Origin of the sequence: Lachnoclostridium sp. (assembly GCF_031997925.1) — a bacterium.
Taxonomy (GTDB): Bacteria; Bacillota; Clostridia; order Lachnospirales; family Lachnospiraceae; genus Lachnoclostridium.
Genome location: NZ_DAMADT010000050.1, coordinates 1 through 17,985 on the forward strand (window position 1 = coordinate 1; position 17,985 = coordinate 17,985).

The window sequence follows — 17,985 nt, forward strand, 5'->3', positions numbered from 1 at the left end:
GGTGTGAGAGGTCGGAAATTTCTCAGTTAGGGAAATTTCCTCCTACTCGATTTATCTAAGGGTAAATTTATTTTGCGGGTTTGTCAAAACGAATGTATTCGTACTTAAGATAGAGTCATTAGGAATCTAAGTTTGTTCTAATTTATGACTTAAATTTATAGTCTTGCGTATCCATTAAGTCCTTATAAGTTATGTTTGAAATGTAGTGATTGGTTGAAATTAAGAATAAAGAAATTATAGAAAGAAAGGTGTGTAGAGATATGAAAAGTGATGCAGTAACCAAAGGGATGCAACAGGCACCTCATCGATCTTTATTTAATGCGTTGGGATTAACCAAGGAAGAACTAGAAAAACCACTTATTGGTATTGTAAGTTCTTATAATGAAATTGTACCAGGACATATGAATTTGGATAAGATAGTAGAAGCAGTGAAATTAGGAGTTGCGATGGCAGGAGGAACACCAATCGTATTTCCAGCGATTGCAGTATGTGATGGCATTGCGATGGGACATATCGGTATGAAGTATTCCCTAGTAACAAGGGATTTGATTGCCGATTCTACAGAGGCAATGGCAATGGCACATAGTTTTGATGCTTTAGTCATGGTTCCAAACTGTGATAAGAATGTTCCTGGTTTACTTATGGCAGCGGCAAGAGTAAATATTCCTACCATATTTGTAAGTGGTGGACCAATGCTTGCAGGCCGCGTCTATGGAGAGAAGAGAAGTCTTAGCAGTATGTTTGAGGCAGTTGGTGCTCATGCAGCTGGAAAGATGACATATGAGGAAGTATCAGAATTTGAAAATAAAGTTTGTCCAACCTGTGGATCTTGCTCTGGAATGTATACAGCAAATAGTATGAACTGTTTAACCGAAGGCTTAGGAATGGGATTGAAAGGAAATGGTACAATTCCTGCAGTATACTCTGAGCGTATTCGACTTGCAAAGCATGCCGGTATGAAGATTATGGAGCTTTTTGAAAAAAATATTCGTCCGAGAGATATCATGTCCGAGAAGGCGTTCCTTAATGCGCTGGCAATCGATATGGCACTTGGTTGTTCTACAAACAGTATGTTACACCTACCAGCAATTGCTCATGAGGCAGGAGTTGATTTAAATGTAGATATCGCAAATGAGATCAGTGCAAAGACCCCAAATTTATGTCACCTTGCTCCGGCTGGTCACACTTACATGGAAGATTTGAATGAAGCCGGCGGTGTCTATGCAGTTATGAATGAGCTTGATAAGAAGGGCTTATTGTATACTGATTTAATTACTTGTACCGGTAAGACCATTAAGGAGAATATCGAAGGCTGTGTAAATAAAGACCCTGATACAATTCGTCCAATTGAAAATCCATATAGTCAAACTGGTGGGATAGCAGTGTTAAAGGGTAATCTGGCACCAGATTCCGGTGTAGTAAAACGCTCTGCTGTAGCACCTGAGATGATGGTGCATGAAGGTCCTGCAAGAGTATTCGATTGTGAAGAGGATGCAATCGATGCAATTAAGGGTGGAAAAATTGTTGCGGGGGATGTCGTTATCATTCGATATGAAGGACCAAAAGGTGGACCTGGTATGAGAGAAATGCTAAACCCTACCTCTGCTATTGCAGGTATGGGACTTGGTGCTTCTGTCGCATTAATTACAGATGGTCGTTTCTCAGGTGCATCCAGAGGTGCATCGATAGGTCATGTATCACCGGAAGCAGCGGTTGGTGGTAATATTGCTCTCATTGAGGAAGGAGATATTATCAAAATTGATATACCGAATAATTCTCTAAACTTCGTAGTATCAGACGAGGAGCTAGAACGAAGAAGAGCCAATTGGAGTCCAAGAGAGCCAAAGGTTACGACTGGATACCTTGCACGTTATACTGCTATGGTTACCTCAGGAAATCGTGGCGCAATTTTAGAAGTTCCACGTGTTAAGTAAGATAAGAGTAGAGATGAAATTTACTAATAGGAGTGTTTGTGACCGTATTTTGTGAAAGAACGCGAAAGTATCGTTCTTCGCTGACTGTTTAAAGAATTGAAAAAAATGATACTATAGAAAGAGGTGCAGTATGTTATTAACCGGTTCTCAAATATTAATCGAGTGCTTGAAAGAACAAGGCGTTGACACCATATTTGGATATCCAGGTGGTCAGGTACTTAACATTTATGATGAGCTTTATCGTCATCAGGACGAGATAAGACATATTTTAACTTCCCATGAACAGGGGGCTTCCCATGCTGCGGATGGCTATGCACGAGCAACCGGAAAAGTCGGTGTATGTCTTGCAACGTCAGGTCCGGGCGCAACGAATTTAGTAACCGGTATCGCAACCGCTTATATGGATTCCGTTCCTATGGTTGCAATTACAGGTAACGTTCCTGTACCTCTTCTTGGTAAAGACAGCTTTCAAGAGGTTGATATTGCGGGAATCACGATGCCAATTACCAAACATAATTTTATTATAAAAGATATAACCAAACTTGCTGATACGATACGTCGTGCATTTAAGATAGCAAAGAGTGGAAGACCAGGTCCTGTTTTAATTGATATTACAAAGGATGTTACAGCAGCAAAATATGAATATACAAAAGCTGAACCAGAAGAGATCACCTATGATGAATACCTAAAAGTAACAAGCAAAGATATGGAGGAGACTTTAAACTTACTTCGTGGCTGTAAGAAACCTATGGTATTCGTAGGAGGCGGTGCTATCATATCAGGATGAGAAAAAGAGTTGATGGAATTTGTAGAGCTCTTAGATTGTCCAGTTACTGATTCTTTGATGGGAAAAGGTGCTTTTCCAGGGAATCATAAAAGGTATACTGGTATGCTTGGAATGCATGGTACAAAAACTTCGAATTTTAGTGTTACGGAATGTGATTTATTTATAGCAATCGGAACGCGTTTTAGTGACCGAGTAACTGGAAATGCTACAAGGTTTGCACAAAATGCGAAGAAGATACATATTGATATCGATCCGGTTGAGATTAATAAGAATGTTTTCATTGACAAACGGTTGATTGGAGATGTAAAAGCAGTTCTTCGTTTACTTAATGAGAAGTTAGAACAACAATCACATGAAGAATGGATGAGAAAAGTGGAAGAAAGTAAGAAAAAACATCCATTAAGTTATCAGGATAATGTATTAACAGGTCCTTATATCTTAGAAAAAATTGATGAACTTGCAGGTGAGAGTGCGATTATTACAACTGAGGTCGGACAGCATCAGATGTGGGCTGCACAGTACATCCAATATAGAAAACCTAGAACATTTATTACCTCGGGTGGATTAGGAACAATGGGGTACGGCTTAGGGGCAAGTCTTGGAGCAAAAGTCGGAATGCCTGATAAGACAGTAATTAATATTGCTGGAGATGGTTGTTTCCGTATGAATATGAACGAGATTGCAACTGCGACAAGATACAATATTCCAATTATACAGATAGTATTTAATAATCACGTTCTTGGAATGGTTCGTCAGTGGCAGACACTCTTCTATGGAAGACGCTATTCTCAAACGATTCTGAATGATAAAGTAGATTTTGTAAAGTTAGCAGAAGCTATGGGGGCAAAGGCTTTCCGAATTACTAAAAAAGAAGAAGTGGAATCTGTATTAAAAGAAGCACTTTCTTTAAACGAACCAGTCGTAATAGACTGTATCATTGATAATGATGATAAAGTATGGCCTATGGTTGCACCTGGTGCTGCCATTGAGGAATGTTTCAATGAAGATGATCTTGACAAAAGGAATTAGAATGAAAGGAATTAATCCAAGATACATTAAAAAGCATATGAATAAGCTTTCCGCAAATATAAAAAGGTATCATTAGTAAAATAATATATGAATAAAATTACATCCCGCATTGCTGAGGAAAATCTGCAATGCGGGTTTTTAATTGCAAAAATATTCAATTGGGTTAGAATATTTCTGAGATAAATAAGTATTACTTATAAATAAGATTAGCTGAAATAATTACTAGAAAGCACTGTAAAATCAGTCATCATAGCAATTAGGGCAAAATGAAAACTAAAGTATTATTATTTTAATATCCTGTGTTTTAGTGCTTGACAGGATAGATTGGTATTGGTAAAATGAGCGTGTGTTGAGAAATGTCGAACTGTGCAAATATGCATTCAGTGATGCATAAAGTGTATATTTATAATATTTATAGGGAAACAGCGGTAGGAACGCTGTTGATATTTAGCAATGGAAGTATGTTTTGGTCAATTTCATTGCTATACTTATGTTTTTTTATGATTCAAACAGGGGTACCCTGTTAAGGAGTAAAGCTCCTTGAAAAAATTATAATAGGAGGAAGTATTTATGGAACGCTTTTTTAAATTAAAGCAGAACAACACAAACGTGCGTACAGAAGTAATAGCAGGTTTCACTACATTCTTTGCAATGGCGTACATTATCACAGTAAACCCAGGAATGTTATCACAGACTGGAATGCCATGGGGAGCAGTATTTTTAGCAACTATTTTAGCATCTATCGTCGGAACATTAATTATGGGACTTGTTGCTAATGTTCCATATGCACAGGCACCGGGTATGGGCTTAAATGCATTTTTCGTATTTACCGTATGTTTTGGTCTTAAGTTTAGCTGGCAGGAAGCTTTGGCAATGGTATTTATCTGTGGTTTATTTAATATTTTTATCACAGTAACAAAACTTCGTAAGTTAATTATCAAATCCATACCAGAAAGCTTACAGCATGCAATTGGTGGTGGTATTGGGATTTTCGTAGCATATATAGCAATTGTTAATTCAGGACTTGTTACCTTTGTTGGTGATCCACTTGTTCCAAGCATTGCAACTTTTAATAATCCAACCGTTATTTTAACTGTAGTTGGACTTGTACTTACTGTTATTTTACTATTATTAAACGTTAAGGGTGCTATCTTTATCAGTATTGTTGTAACTACACTACTTGGTATTCCCTTTGGCGTAACTAAGACAGCAGATACGATAAGTTTTAGTGAAGCACTCAGTCAGTTACCAGAAACTTTTGGTGCTGCATTTGGTAAAGATGGTATTCAGCATTTATTTTCAGATGCAAGCAGAATTCCTCTTGTATTAATGACAATCTTTGCATTTAGTTTATCAGATACATTTGATACCATCGGAACTTTTATTGGAACTGGTCGTAAAACAGGAATTTTCTCGAAAGAGGATGAAGAGGCATTAGAAAGCGGAGCAGGCTTTAAATCCAAGATGGACAAGGCTTTATTTGCAGATGCTACTGCAACAAGCATTGGTGCTATCTTTGGTACTTCAAATACTACTACTTACGTAGAAAGTGCAGCAGGTATTAATGCAGGTGGACGTACCGGTTTAACCAGTGTAGTGGTAGCTATTTTGTTTGCAGTTAGTGCTTTCTTTGCTCCATATGTGAGCGCAATTCCTTTTGCAGCTACCGCTCCAGCTCTTATTATTGTTGGTGTTATGATGCTTTCCGCATTTAAGCAGGTAGATTGGGATAACTTAGAGGAAGCTATACCAGCGTTCTTTGCAGGCGCCTTCATGGCTCTTTGCTATAGTATCTCCTATGGTATTGCAGGAGGGTTTATCTTCTATATTATTGTGAAATGTGTGAAGGGAAAAGTGAAAGAGGTAACGCCAGTACTTTGGGTGGCAACAGCCTTATTTATTGCAAACTTCGTAATTTTAGCATTATTATAATAAAAGTATATAGTTTCACATTTCTATTAAGAAATAGCGGGGTTACGAATTGGCATATTTGCTATCCGTAACTCTGTTTCTATGTTTTTAACATTAACAGGTTTTTAAGTCAAAGACATAATACAAATCATTAAAAAGTGAAATACAGAATAGTTTTTTGTTAAAAGTGCATGATAAGTTTATTATTTAACACTCTTTTTATGTTGTATTATAAAAAATCATCTGCTATAATCTCGTAGTGAGCGCAATTGCGCAAAATTGTGCAATTTGTACATAGAGTGCAAATTCCATACAGCGTGTTATGGTACCTAAATGGGACCCAACTAAAAATGAGGAGGCAATTACATGAGTGGCAATGTCATTGTTGGTCAGTCTGGAGGACCGACAGCGGTTATTAATTCAAGTTTGGCGGGGGTATACAAAACAGCAAAGGATCGTGGAGCAAATAAAGTCTATGGTATGCAACATGGTATTCAGGGCTTTCTTAATGGACAGATTGTTGACTTATCCGATCATATTAAGAGTAATCTCGACCTCGAGTTACTAAAGCGTACACCTTCCTCTTACCTTGGTTCATGCAGATATAAGCTTCCTGAAGTTTCCGATAACAAAGAAGTTTATGAAACCATCTTTCAAAAGCTTCATGAATTAAACATTGAGTATTTCTTCTATATTGGTGGAAATGATTCCATGGATACCATCAAGAAATTATCAGAGTATGCAGAAATGACAGGTAGTCAGATTCGTTTTATGGGTGTACCAAAAACGATCGATAATGACTTAGCTGCAACGGATCATACTCCTGGTTATGGCAGTGCTGCAAAATACATTGCTTCGATTACAAAAGAAGTGATACGTGATGGATTAGTTTATGATATTAAGAGCGTTACTATTTTAGAAATCATGGGTAGAAATGCCGGATGGTTAACTGGTGCGGCTGCTCTTGCTAAGAGTGAAGATTGCGAAGGACCGGATATGATTCTTCTTCCGGAGGTTCCATTTGATTCAAAAGACTTTATACGAAAAGTGGATGAAATTCAAAAGCGAAAGAAGTCTGTTGTGATTGCTGTTTCAGAGGGTGTTCGTTTTGCAGATGGTAGATATCTTTGTGAGGTTGGGGATGCAAATGCTAGTGTCGATGCGTTTGGACATAAGCAACTTTCTGGTACAGGCCGTGTATTAGCTAGCTTAGTGGCTGGTGAGCTTGGCTGCAAAACACGTGCTATTGAATTTAATACATTACAACGTTGTGCTTCTCATATTGTATCCCGTACGGATATTTCGGAAGCATTCCAAGTTGGTGGTGCAGCAGTAAAAGCAGCTTTTGAAGGTGTGACTGGTAAGATGATTATCTTAAAACGTGTTTGTGATGAACCATATCAGTGTACAACCGACATCTATGATATTAATGCGATTGCTAACGTTGAAAAACGTGTACCTATGGAATGGATTGATGTTCCAAATTATTTTGTAACACAGGAATTCATAAATTATGCAAGACCATTAATTCAGGCAGAACTTACTCCTATTATGGTAGAGGGGCTTCCAAGACATTTATATTGCGAGGAGTAATCTTTTCATGGGAAGTAATAAAAAAATGAATAGAGTTCATTTTTTTACCCAAAATAATAATAAGTTCTGTTAAAAGCAATTAAGTAAGCAATAGGAAGCACATTAACGAGCTTTCTATTGCTTTTTTAATTTATAAGAATTTGCGCAGCAATTAGGCAGAGTGGCTTTTTGTTTCTAAAATTTTCACTTTTCAAAATGAAAGAACTATGATATGATATTATATGGTATTTAAAACTACGTAATGCGATAGATAATTACTACGTGATAAAGACATCATCACAATATTTACAATTGACAGGAGGACTATTATGTCTTATAGAATTTTATGCGACAGTTGTACTGATTTACCAGTGGAGTTACAACAGGATGAACATATTATAAAAATAGCATTGTCCATTCAAATAGATGAAGAAAACATCATTGACGACGAGACATTTAATCAGATTGATTTTTTACGAAAAATGAACGAAAGTAAGAATTGTCCGAAATCATCCTGTCCGTCTCCAGACGGTTATATGTCTCATTTTGATGAAGCAGAAGATATTTATGTGGTAACCTTATCCTCTCGTTTAAGTGGTTCCTATAATAGTGCGGAACTTGCTAAAAAGTTATATTTAGAAGACCATCCAAATAAAAATATCGAAGTATTTGATTCCAAATCTGCATCGATTGGCCAGACTCTTATCGTAATGAAGATTCAAGAGTTAATTGAAAAAGGATTTTCCTTCTCTGATGTAGTATCCAAAGTCAATGAATTTCGTGATAGTTTAAAGACGAAGTTTGTATTAGAGACCTTAGATACGTTAAGAAAGAATGGTAGATTAAGTAATTTAACCGCTGTAATTTGCAGTGCACTCAATATTAAACCTATTATGGGATCTGACGATGGAAATATTATTAAAATTGATCAGGCTCGTGGGATTGAAAAAGCACTACTAAAGATGGTAAAATATATGGAAGAGGATGTGACTGATGCAAAGAACCGTGTTCTTGGCATTTCACACTGTAATAATTTTGAACGTGCAATATTTGTAAAAGAAGAAATTATGAAGTGTATTCCTTTTGCAAAATGTTTTATAGCAAACACGGGCGGTATTTCTAGCTTATATGCAAATGAAGGCGGCATCATTGTTTGTTACTAATCGGGAGAGAAAGGAAAGGATAGGGACCAAATGAAAGAGTTTGTCATTACAACAGATTCAAATTCGGATTTATTGCCATCCTACATTAAAGAGAAAAAAATTGGTATTATCTCGCATTATTACGATCTAGAAGGCATAACTTACGGGGAGGACAACTTATTATCTGCGAAGGAATTCTATGATAAAATGCGTGCAGGTATTATGCCAACTACTATGGCAAGTAATCCAGCCGTAATTCGTGAAACCTTTCAGAATTATGTAAATGAGGGGTATGATGTTCTTCATATTAGCTTTTCATCCGCACTAAGCGGTGGCTGTAACAACGTTATGGTAGGTGCACAGGAAATTTGTGAGGAAAATGAAGGTGCTAAGATTATTGTAATTGATTCCCTTAATGTTTCCTTAGGTCAAGGCATGGTTATTATGAAAGCTGTCGCGATGAGAGAACAGGGAAAGAGTATTGATGAAGTAGCAGCATGGATAGAAGCGCATAAATTAGAATTCTGTGTGCAATTTACTGTAGATGATTTATATCATCTTCATAGAGGTGGTCGAGTTTCTAAAGCTACAGCGATAGTAGGATCTATGATTAATATTAAACCTATCTTAGTGGTAAATAACGAAGGTCAACTTGTGTCCAATGGAACAACACGCGGAAGAAAGAAATCACTTGCTACATTAGTGGATAATATGCTGTCTACTATGGGCAAATATCAGAATGAACAAAATGTAATTTGTGTGGTTCACGGAGATGTCGAAGAGGATGCTAATTTCTTAGTAAATCTTATAAAAGAAAAGCTACATATCGACAACATCGTTGTGAATACAGTAAGTCCAAGTATCGGAGCTCATTCCGGTCCTGGGGCAATCGGTATTTGTTATATGGGAGAGCATCGTTAATCAAAACTTATGTTATTTTTATAATATAATTGTATGAGAGAACCAAGGAGATAAGATACTATCTTCCTTGGTTTTATCTAATGTTATCGTGATAATTTCCTTTTTAGGGGCTGTTAATTTCTTTTGTTAGGGCTATTATTTTCTTTATTAGGACTTCTTTTTTACATTTTTTGGTCTTGACAATTAAAATAAATTGTAGCATAATATCATAGCGACCTGCTTCTTTTTCCTTGTACATACAGCAGTCACAATTCGAGGCGTGGCTCAGTTTGGTAGAGCGCTACGTTCGGGACGTAGAAGCCGCAAGTTCGAATCTTGTCGCCTCGACGATGGGTTTAATTTTAAATCATATCATAATATCATGCCGTTATAGCACAGTCGGTAGTGCGATTCACTCGTAATGAATAGGTCATCGGTTCGATTCCGATTAACGGCTTTTAAGAAATACAGTAAAATCAATGGTTATAGCCATTAGATAAAAGTGTTAGCACCTGGAAGAGGGTGCTTTTTTCATGCCTTGGGGACTATTTGGGGACTAATATACGTAAAAAGTAAAAAGCACTGCTCTATTTTAGCAAGGCTTTCGATATTATTTTATTTTTCTTTGAAACATATCTTCTAGGCTATCCGCAGCCTTTTCATCCATCTTCTCTAGTGCATGGGCATAAATATTCATTGTTGTGCTCGTTTGAGCATGTCCTAGTCGTGTTGATACTGTTCTAATATCTACGTTATCCGAAATCAGAAGAGTTGCACTTGTGTGCCTAAGACCATGCAAGGGAATGTCAGGTAGCTTATCTGCTTCTTTCTCTACAGACTTATTGTATTTCTTAATAATATCCTTGAATGTACTGTACGGAGTGCAAGGGTGCATTTGTTTTCCGTTCCACTGAACAAATAGGAGATTGTTATCTAACCACTGGTCCCGATAGATAGACGGTATTCAGCTTGTTCTACTTTATAACGTTTTACTAGATCAATAACTGAACGAGGGAGCTTGATAGTACGGTTTGAGGTAACATTCTTAGGATCCTTTGTTATCACTTCTTTATTGGTGTATACAGTATCTTTATTTATATTTACAGTGTTATTAGTAAAATCTATATCATCCCATGTTAATGCAAGAACTTCACATTTTCTTAATCCACCAAAGATAGCAATATTAAAGAAAACTTTAAATTGTGTTGGGATGGACCTAGTTTCGGTATATGTTCCAACGTTGTATTTCTTCCCAGTATCATCTATTCTGGAATGTGCCTTATACTCTGTCACATATTCCATTTCAAGAGCATTTAGGAATGATTCAGCTTGTTCCAGTGTGAAGTGTTTTGGAGTATATTTCTTACTGCTCTGCTTTGGTGGGGAAACTCTGTCACAAGGATTTCTTTCTATGAGCTGCCATTGAACTGCAGTTGCTAACATGCTGCTTAGTATAGTATGAAGTTTCTTGATTGTGTTATGACTATATCCCCCAGATTTTCCATCCTTTTCCGAATTCCATCTTCAAGGAGATTGTTATAAAAGCTCTGTGGACAGGTACAACGCCGTTCAGACAAAGGCCGCAGAAGTGCAAAAGAGTGCTACTTACACCGACATTGGTAGAGAGCAGACTATTGGACGGATAATGGAAGAGTTTAAGCCAGTAGTACAACTTTATCATGATAGGGCTATTGCCGCCATTGATAATGGTCTGGCTTCTTTATCGGAGAAGTGGAAATCAAGCAGTGCCGGTAGGTTGTCAGATGCAGGATACCAGATTGGATTAGGAACGTTATTAAGATGATTGAATCTGGAGCTATACATGACCGTGATGATATGCAGAACATCATTGAAACATATAAGGATGACTTCAATGCCATGGCTACTATTAAAAATATCCTTCCTAAGAACGAACAGGCAGTGGAGTTTATGGGGCTTATTCCAGATGATAACAGAGAATATAATAAAAAGTTATTAGGAGAATTAAGGAATAATGTGGATTTATATTTAAGTCCAAGTATGACAGCAACTGGAATGAATACAGGTTATCAGCTCTTAGGTTCAAGCTCAATAGCTTTTAGTATGGACAGTATGGCCGACTTTGTTAATACAAGATTAGCAGATGATCTTTCACTGATTCAGTAAATTATACGCCCTATACGCTCTTAACCGGGTGTATGGGGCTTTTGAATATATAAATAGTTTTATGAAAGAAGGTGGACTGATGGCTAAACTAACAGCCAAACAAGAAGCATTTGTGAATGAATATTTGGTTGATCTTAACGTCACTCAGGCGGCCATTAGAGCAGGATATTCAGTTAAAACAGCAGAACAAGTTGGGTATCAACAACTCAGAAAACTTCAGTTTCAGTAGCTATCACGAAAGCAATGGAAGAACGAAGTAAGTGTACTGGTATTACTGCAGATATGGTTATTAATGAACTAGCTACGATAGCATTTGCCAATGGTACCGATTTTACTCATGTAGTTGAAAGACCCCTGATATTGAACAATAGCTATGTTGTAGATCCGGATACTGGTCAGATAAGAACATACAAAGCTGTTGAATTGATACCAACAGATAAGCTTACGGAAGATAAGCGTAAGGCCATAGCAAGTATCAAGGAAGGAAAGTACGGTATAGAAGTTGCCTCTTGCGATAAGGTAAGAGCCTTAGAGCTCCTTGGCCGTCATTTAGGAATGTTTAAGGATAAGGTGGAGATAACTGGCCTTAGCGAAGAAAAGAGTAAGCCTGATGGAATTATCACACAGCTAAGGAATAGGGAGTAGGGAGGTGCGACGTCGCACAACATTGACCGTAGATCTCAGGTATATAGTTCGGTTTCGATATCGAAACAGTTTAACTGGCGAAATAAAAGGTAATTAACGAACATTAACAACTAAATATTGATAATTGGTAGAAAATGGTGTAAAATATTTCTTATTATTATATTGGAGGAATATATGAATATCGAGAGTATAATTAGTGGTATCGTGACATCGGGAATTATAGCTACTCTTTTTACTTTCATAGCTACCAGGCATTCAAGTCTACACCATTTACAATTGGCAAAGTAGTAACTAAACTGAAAGTCAGAATTAATGCTTATGGATTAATAGATGATATTGATTTTGAGAAAGATTCATGTATTTGGGCGGTTATGGAAAAAATTGAGTTAGCGATATCATTAGATGAATTTAATAAATATAAATCTATACTTATTATGTTATTATCGCTTTTATTAAAAAACGACTGGGAAAAAGCCAAGTATGAAGTAAATGGTAATGTATATAATATAGTGGAAAAGTTACTACTATTTACGTCATTAGGTTCTTTTCTTTTTGTGTATTTTAGCATATTTAAGCTGAATATAAATCTTGATTTAATTTGTTGCATATTTTGTATTATTGTATTAATACTTAGTTGTTATAAATACAAAACGTCAATTATAAAAAAAATGAAAAAAAATAGATTAACATTCAATTCAAGCAAAGAAACACATCGATTTTTCTTAAGATTATATGGAATTCTGTTATTTATTATAGTTTTATTCATAGCCGAATTTGACAAAATTACCATAGGTACTAATATGTATTTTAGCGCAATTTTATTAATTACACTGCTTTTCGTTGGTTGGTTTTTAACTCTTAATAGTCAAATGGTTAAAGTATTGAATAATACTTATTTGTATTGTAGAGGTATATACATTATCATAGAGCAAAATCACTACGCTAAGACTGTGCAAAATAATACGGAATCCAAGATACTTCCATTGTCAAAAAATAAATTATTTACAAGAAAAAGAGATAATAAAAAATAATATTTATGTGAATGAACTACTACCAACTATCAATATTTAGTTGGTAGTTTTTTTGTACTCAAAAGGAGGGAGTTGATATTATGAGCAATGAAGAATTAGTACAGCAGATCCAACAAGGAATAGATCCGGCCAGGAATATTGAGCAACTCTATCTGCAGAATAAAGGTTTAATCTTTTCCATAGTTAAGAGATACCGCTACGCTTGTCAGAGTGGTTATGACAGCCTTCCAATCATCGAGATGGATAATTGATGAACGAAGCCTATTTTGGGTTAATTAAGGCAGTAGAGAACTTCAATCCTGATCAGGGTGCATTGTTCAGTACTTATGCAACCCCTTTGATAAGACAATCTGTGAAAAGCTTTTTAGATAAGTGCGGAAAGGTAATCCGAATACCGGTACATAAACAGACTGAAATATATCGATATAATCAGATGACCGCCCATTATCTGCAGAACTTTAACAGAGAACCGACGATTCAGGAGTATGCCCAGTGGCTTTACATATCGGATAATGCTGTGATACAGCTACAGTGCTTTATGTTCCAGGAGAATATCAAGAGCCTTGATGCACCGGTGACAGGCGGTGAGGATGAGAATATGAATTATACGGATACTGTGGCTTGCGATACTGATCTGGAAGGTGAAGTGGTGGAAAAGGTAGGGGGTGAACAGCTGCATGATCTACTATGGGAAATGATTAACCAGGCATTGAAAAATGAAAGAATGACCGATATACTACGTTATCGCTTTGTTAATGGGTTCACACTGGAAGAGATAGGCGAGATATTGAATATAACTAGGCAAGCAGTCAGACAGAGCGAGAGTGCGGCCTTTATGCACTTAAGAAGAAACCGCAAGATAAGGCAGTTAGTTACTGAATTAGGGATATGGGATGCAGATAAGCCATTTAGTGCTAACAGGGTAAAGCTGTGGTGTGAATGTGAGCGTTATAGTGCCTTGGATAAGAAAGAGCTGCAGTATGCTGTACGGATGGGGTGGGTTGAAACCACTCCCTAAGAAAACCTAATTATTTAAAAGTTACTTTAGCCACATGTTATGATCAAGCTAGAAAGTTTGTATCTAGTACATTCTTTCTAATCTTCTATAGGCATCAGGATCTCCTCTGTGTCTTTTTATGTTGAATAATAAGGAATTATATGGTAGTATATGAAATAATAATGCCATATTAAGGGGAGTGTAAAGTATGAGTAGAAAGATTATATCTTTTTTAAATATGAAAGGTGGAGTTTGCAAAACTACACTATGCAAGGAAATAGCATTCTTTTTAACTACAAAATTAAATAAAAGTGTATTAGTAATTGATATTGATCCACAATCAAATTGTACACAATCATTTTTTGAAAAGTTTAAAATATTAGGGTATGATAAAGAGGAGATTATTACAAAAAAGAGTGAAATACCATCCATAGAAAAAGTATTTTCACCAGGTAAAGGAAATTTAGAAGGTGTTGAGAGCAAGGATGTTATTTTTAAGCTAAATGAAAATTTACACATAATACCAGGAGAGCTGCATACAATATTTATGGAAAGAGAAACAGGAAGTGGAGCAGCTGAGCAGCGCCTAACTAATTTCATAGATGAAAATAAAATAAAAGAAGAATATGATTATATTTTTGTTGATTGTCCACCAACATACTCGTTCTATACTATAGCTGCTTTATTAGCAAGTGATTTTTACTTTGTGCCAGTAGTGCCGGACGCTTATTCTTTGCTAGGTGTTAATCTTCTTGAAGATGTAGTAAAACAATTGAAGAAGTCATATAAAACTAATTTTATGTTCAAACCATTAGATAATTTGGGTGTTATCTTTACAAAAATACCATCGACATTAATGCTGACATCAGGAATGTCTCGCAATATGGAACAAATTAGGCAGGAACTAGAGGATAGGATCACCTGTTTTGATAATTACTTAATTAAGTATGATAAGGTTATCTCATCTCAATTGCATACATTTATAATAGACAGAAAAGATAAAAATATGTATAATAATCTTAATAAAATATGTATGGAATTTATTGTAAAGGTGGAGAGCTATAATGGAGAATAAGGTATTAATGAAAAGAATAATTAATATGGAAATCCAAAACAATAGTGATATATTAAGATTTGACATGTATTCAGTAATTACTTATATGATATTATCAAAAGAAGTATTTCGAAACAACAAGGAAATTATTGAATTCTTAGAAAAAATTAATTTATCATTCAAGCCATATGTATTCAAGAGCAGAACAATTTTATTAGGGAAAATCATACGTTATATAGAAGTTGCAGATAGAGAAAATCTTCTTAAAATGTTATCTGGTGTCAGAAAGCAATTAGAGCTAAGTGTAGATGAAAATGAAGCTCATAATGTAGAGTTAAGTAAGAATAAAAATAATAAAGGAAATTATATGTCAGAACTTTCAAAGCGGTATTCAAGAAATGGTTAATTATGCACAGTTTATTAATAAATTCTTCCCGTATGCTAAAATACATAATGATTTTTCTAATTTACATTGTATAGTATGTGAAAACAATTTTATGACAGATTTATATCTTAAGTATATTAATGTAAATACTATTTATTTAAACAAGAAAAAATTAGTTTTTTTACAAAGATATAAAATAGGTATAAATAAATTATTGTTATATACCCCATTAAATGATGGGATAGGTATAAATTCTTGTATGCGTTATAGCATTGAACAGCTGTTAAAATTTTTTTATTCTATTTATAACAACATAGATATAAACTCTATTAATAGTACAAAATATCGTACAATTAAAGAGTTCTTTAAGGACTTAGATATAAGTGATGTTGAAAATGAATTGAAAAAAATATATACTTACTATGCTAAATATTCGAATGACATACATGATAAAACGACAACCGATAATATTGATAGCTTTAGATATTTAAAAAACATTATTGTTAGTGATAATCTTTTTGTTGCTAGTATTATTAAAGATCTAAATGATATTGAAAAAATTTATAATAAGCTAATGAATATCATTTTCAATGTAAAATATGATGATCTTACAGTTTCTGAAAGACTTAGCATGGAAACGACCTTAAGGAAAAAAATGTACAAAATTATAACAGAGGGTTTACAAAGCTAAAATTAAGCACCTACCGTATGTGATATGCCCCCTGTCAAGTCAATGTCATTAAGTTAAGAAAAATAGAACGCTTACATCGATAAAAGTAGTTGTAAACGTTCTATTTTCATATTTACTAGTTATATAAAAAAACACTTGACAAATAGTAAAAAATTTGCGGCTCCGCCCTTGAAATATAAAGATTCGAGGGAGGAACGCATATGAAACCAACTGAAGTAAAAGAAATACTTTCACACATAATAAGTTCTTTATCAGATGATCCATCTGAATTTTTACATAATCCATCAAAGGACTTTACGAGGAATCGAAAACTATCATTTAAAACAATCATAAAAATGATGATTGGCATGGGTGGAAATAGCTTATGTAAAGAAATATACGATTGGTTCAATTATGCAGAAGATACCGCATCTGTTTCTGCCTTTGTTCAGCAAAGGAAGAAAATCTCATCTAAAGCTATGGAATATATTTTTAGAGAAATGGTTAAACAATGTGACGAGAAGATTTTATTTAAAGAATATCGTCTTTTGGCTGTAGATGGATCTGATATTAGATTACCTAAAAATAAAAATGACGATAATTCTCATATCAAAAATGACGATAATACTAAAGGATATAACCTTCTTCATCTTGATGCTATGTATGATTTGATGCAACATATTTATGTTGATGCTTCAATACAAAGTAAAAAAGGTATGAATGAACATAAGGCTCTGGTGTCAATGATTGAAAAATCTGAAACAACTGGAAATGTTATTGTTATAGCTGATAGAGGATATGAATCTTTTAATAATATTGCGCATTTTCAAGAGAAGAATTGGAATTATATTATACGTTCAAAAGAATCATACGGTATTAAATATGAAATTCCTGATAGTGATGAATTCGATAAAGAAACCACCATCACCCTTACTCGGAGAAAAACGAAAGATACAATGGCATTGATTAAAGAAAATCCTGATAGATATCGTTGGATTCAACCTCATACAACTTTTGATTACTTATTACCTAGAGAAAACAAGATGTATGATTTGAAATTTAGAATTGTTCGATTTAAAATTTCAGATACTACTTATGAAACGGTATTCACAAATTTACCTGCGAATGAATTTCCTGCTGAAGTTTTGAAAGAATTATATAAAATGCGATGGGGTATCGAAACTTCATTCAAAGAATTAAAATATGATGTTGGATTAGCTAGCATTCATAGTAAAAAGCAAGATTTTATACTTCAAGAAATTTTTTCAAAGTTAATTATGTACAATTTTGCAGTTTAATATCTTATCAAATAGAACATTCAGAACATAAAAGAATTAACTTCACTAAAGCGGTACATTTTTGTTATCAGTATTTCAAGGGCAAAATTTCTGAAAGAGGTCTCTTGAAAATCGTGCAAAAATTTATGTCACCAATACGTCCTGGTAGAATATTTAAAAGATATCAAAATATTAAAAATGCTATCGGGTTTGCATATAGAATTTCTTAACAACACTTCTCATATCTGCATGTTGTACAGATGGCTTATACGTCATCTGCTTTTGGAATGTTTAAATCATAAAAATGGTGAACACCTATCATTGCGTTCACCATTTTTTAATACATTATCCTACTCTTAACTACTTAACTTAATGACATTGCCTGTCAAGTAGACAGGTCAAATATCTAAAATGAAGTGCTGGTGAAAGGCCACACATATTTGTGTGGTCGTTTTTCTAGTTTGCCCGCCATGGGCGGGCTCTAGCGGGTGCAAGTCCCGAGTGTG

16 protein-coding genes, 2 tRNA genes and 2 pseudogenes are annotated in these 17,985 nt (G+C 34.9%); 18 read left to right on the forward strand and 2 right to left on the reverse strand.

The genetic code is table 11. From position 1 onward, the window contains the following. Nucleotides 1–260: 260 nt before the first annotated feature. From ilvD to RTP52_RS19560, 8 genes and pseudogenes are all read left to right on the forward strand, one after another. Complete coding sequence (gene ilvD, locus RTP52_RS19525) at nucleotides 261–1,934, forward strand: dihydroxy-acid dehydratase (RefSeq protein ID WP_312373036.1); 1,674 nt, start codon at nucleotides 261–263, stop codon at nucleotides 1,932–1,934. 130 nt (nucleotides 1,935–2,064) lie between these two features. After that, nucleotides 2,065–3,750: pseudogene (gene ilvB / locus RTP52_RS20485) on the forward strand (biosynthetic-type acetolactate synthase large subunit). Nucleotides 3,751–4,320: 570 nt separating this feature from the next. Beyond that, a complete protein-coding gene (locus RTP52_RS19535) occupies nucleotides 4,321–5,682 on the forward strand; it encodes an NCS2 family permease (RefSeq protein WP_312373037.1) in 1,362 nt (453 codons plus the stop codon). A gap of 345 nt (nucleotides 5,683–6,027) precedes the next feature. After that, nucleotides 6,028–7,254 (forward strand): 6-phosphofructokinase, encoded by a 1,227-nt coding sequence (locus RTP52_RS19540; protein WP_312373038.1) that lies wholly within the window; start codon nucleotides 6,028–6,030, stop codon nucleotides 7,252–7,254. A gap of 308 nt (nucleotides 7,255–7,562) precedes the next feature. Next, nucleotides 7,563–8,396 carry a DegV family protein gene (locus RTP52_RS19545; protein WP_312102614.1) on the forward strand — a complete coding sequence of 278 codons (834 nt, stop codon included), beginning with the start codon at nucleotides 7,563–7,565 and terminating at the stop codon, nucleotides 8,394–8,396. A 30-nt stretch (nucleotides 8,397–8,426) separates the two neighbouring features. Then, entirely contained in the window at nucleotides 8,427–9,296 is an 870-nt protein-coding gene (locus RTP52_RS19550) for a DegV family protein (protein ID WP_312373040.1), read from the forward strand. Between the two features lie 253 nt (nucleotides 9,297–9,549). Beyond that, nucleotides 9,550–9,623, forward strand: a tRNA-Pro gene (locus RTP52_RS19555). Between the two features lie 36 nt (nucleotides 9,624–9,659). After that, nucleotides 9,660–9,732 (forward strand) — tRNA-Thr (locus RTP52_RS19560). Between the two features lie 153 nt (nucleotides 9,733–9,885). On the opposite strand, the gene RTP52_RS19565 is transcribed toward RTP52_RS19560, so the two are convergent. After that, complete coding sequence (locus tag RTP52_RS19565; RefSeq protein WP_312373053.1) at nucleotides 9,886–10,239, reverse strand: tyrosine-type recombinase/integrase; 354 nt, start codon at nucleotides 10,237–10,239, stop codon at nucleotides 9,886–9,888. Next, nucleotides 10,209–10,718, reverse strand: a complete 510-nt coding sequence (locus RTP52_RS19570) for a tyrosine-type recombinase/integrase (protein ID WP_312373041.1) — start codon at nucleotides 10,716–10,718, stop codon at nucleotides 10,209–10,211. The genes RTP52_RS19565 and RTP52_RS19570 overlap by 31 nt, the downstream gene beginning before the upstream one ends. Nucleotides 10,719–10,824: 106 nt before the next feature. On the opposite strand from RTP52_RS19570, the gene RTP52_RS19575 reads away from it, so the two are divergent. From RTP52_RS19575 to RTP52_RS19620, 10 genes and pseudogenes are all read left to right on the forward strand, one after another. Then, nucleotides 10,825–11,079, forward strand: a complete 255-nt coding sequence (locus RTP52_RS19575) for a hypothetical protein (protein WP_312373042.1) — start codon at nucleotides 10,825–10,827, stop codon at nucleotides 11,077–11,079. After that, nucleotides 11,076–11,420, forward strand: coding sequence for a hypothetical protein (locus tag RTP52_RS19580; protein ID WP_312373043.1), 345 nt, complete (start codon nucleotides 11,076–11,078; stop codon nucleotides 11,418–11,420). Before RTP52_RS19575 ends, RTP52_RS19580 begins: the two co-directional genes overlap by 4 nt. A 79-nt stretch (nucleotides 11,421–11,499) precedes the next feature. Next, nucleotides 11,500–12,065: pseudogene (locus RTP52_RS19585) on the forward strand (terminase small subunit). A 371-nt stretch (nucleotides 12,066–12,436) separates the two neighbouring features. Next, nucleotides 12,437–13,096, forward strand: coding sequence for a hypothetical protein (locus tag RTP52_RS19590; RefSeq protein WP_312373044.1), 660 nt, complete (start codon nucleotides 12,437–12,439; stop codon nucleotides 13,094–13,096). Between the two features lie 80 nt (nucleotides 13,097–13,176). After that, on the forward strand, nucleotides 13,177–13,347 hold the full coding sequence (locus RTP52_RS19595) for a hypothetical protein (protein ID WP_312373045.1): 171 nt from the start codon (nucleotides 13,177–13,179) through the stop codon (nucleotides 13,345–13,347). After that, nucleotides 13,347–14,114, forward strand: coding sequence for a sigma-70 family RNA polymerase sigma factor (locus RTP52_RS19600; protein WP_312373055.1), 768 nt, complete (start codon nucleotides 13,347–13,349; stop codon nucleotides 14,112–14,114). The genes RTP52_RS19595 and RTP52_RS19600 overlap by 1 nt, the downstream gene beginning before the upstream one ends. A gap of 187 nt (nucleotides 14,115–14,301) precedes the next feature. Next, nucleotides 14,302–15,168 carry a ParA family protein gene (locus RTP52_RS19605; protein ID WP_312373046.1) on the forward strand — a complete coding sequence of 289 codons (867 nt, stop codon included), beginning with the start codon at nucleotides 14,302–14,304 and terminating at the stop codon, nucleotides 15,166–15,168. Beyond that, nucleotides 15,158–15,553: a hypothetical protein gene (locus RTP52_RS19610; RefSeq protein ID WP_312373048.1), complete on the forward strand. Its 396-nt coding sequence runs from the start codon at nucleotides 15,158–15,160 to the stop codon at nucleotides 15,551–15,553. The genes RTP52_RS19605 and RTP52_RS19610 overlap by 11 nt, the downstream gene beginning before the upstream one ends. After that, a complete protein-coding gene (locus RTP52_RS19615; RefSeq protein ID WP_312373049.1) occupies nucleotides 15,546–16,223 on the forward strand; it encodes a hypothetical protein in 678 nt (225 codons plus the stop codon). The genes RTP52_RS19610 and RTP52_RS19615 overlap by 8 nt, the downstream gene beginning before the upstream one ends. A gap of 200 nt (nucleotides 16,224–16,423) precedes the next feature. After that, a complete protein-coding gene (locus tag RTP52_RS19620; protein WP_312373051.1) occupies nucleotides 16,424–17,500 on the forward strand; it encodes an IS4 family transposase in 1,077 nt (358 codons plus the stop codon). The last annotated feature ends 485 nt before the right edge of the window (nucleotides 17,501–17,985 follow it).

Coding starts and splice junctions, on each gene's coding strand:
- ilvD (WP_312373036.1), top strand. CDS start 261: ATGAAAAGTGATGCAGTAACCAAAGGGATGCAACAGGCACCTCATCGA.
- RTP52_RS19535 (WP_312373037.1), top strand. CDS start 4,321: ATGGAACGCTTTTTTAAATTAAAGCAGAACAACACAAACGTGCGTACA.
- RTP52_RS19540 (WP_312373038.1), top strand. CDS start 6,028: ATGAGTGGCAATGTCATTGTTGGTCAGTCTGGAGGACCGACAGCGGTT.
- RTP52_RS19545 (WP_312102614.1), top strand. CDS start 7,563: ATGTCTTATAGAATTTTATGCGACAGTTGTACTGATTTACCAGTGGAG.
- RTP52_RS19550 (WP_312373040.1), top strand. CDS start 8,427: ATGAAAGAGTTTGTCATTACAACAGATTCAAATTCGGATTTATTGCCA.
- RTP52_RS19570 (WP_312373041.1), bottom strand. CDS start 10,718: ATGTTAGCAACTGCAGTTCAATGGCAGCTCATAGAAAGAAATCCTTGT.
- RTP52_RS19580 (WP_312373043.1), top strand. CDS start 11,076: ATGATTGAATCTGGAGCTATACATGACCGTGATGATATGCAGAACATC.
- RTP52_RS19590 (WP_312373044.1), top strand. CDS start 12,437: ATGGAAAAAATTGAGTTAGCGATATCATTAGATGAATTTAATAAATAT.
- RTP52_RS19595 (WP_312373045.1), top strand. CDS start 13,177: ATGAGCAATGAAGAATTAGTACAGCAGATCCAACAAGGAATAGATCCG.
- RTP52_RS19600 (WP_312373055.1), top strand. CDS start 13,347: ATGAACGAAGCCTATTTTGGGTTAATTAAGGCAGTAGAGAACTTCAAT.
- RTP52_RS19605 (WP_312373046.1), top strand. CDS start 14,302: ATGAGTAGAAAGATTATATCTTTTTTAAATATGAAAGGTGGAGTTTGC.
- RTP52_RS19610 (WP_312373048.1), top strand. CDS start 15,158: ATGGAGAATAAGGTATTAATGAAAAGAATAATTAATATGGAAATCCAA.
- RTP52_RS19615 (WP_312373049.1), top strand. CDS start 15,546: ATGGTTAATTATGCACAGTTTATTAATAAATTCTTCCCGTATGCTAAA.
- RTP52_RS19620 (WP_312373051.1), top strand. CDS start 16,424: ATGAAACCAACTGAAGTAAAAGAAATACTTTCACACATAATAAGTTCT.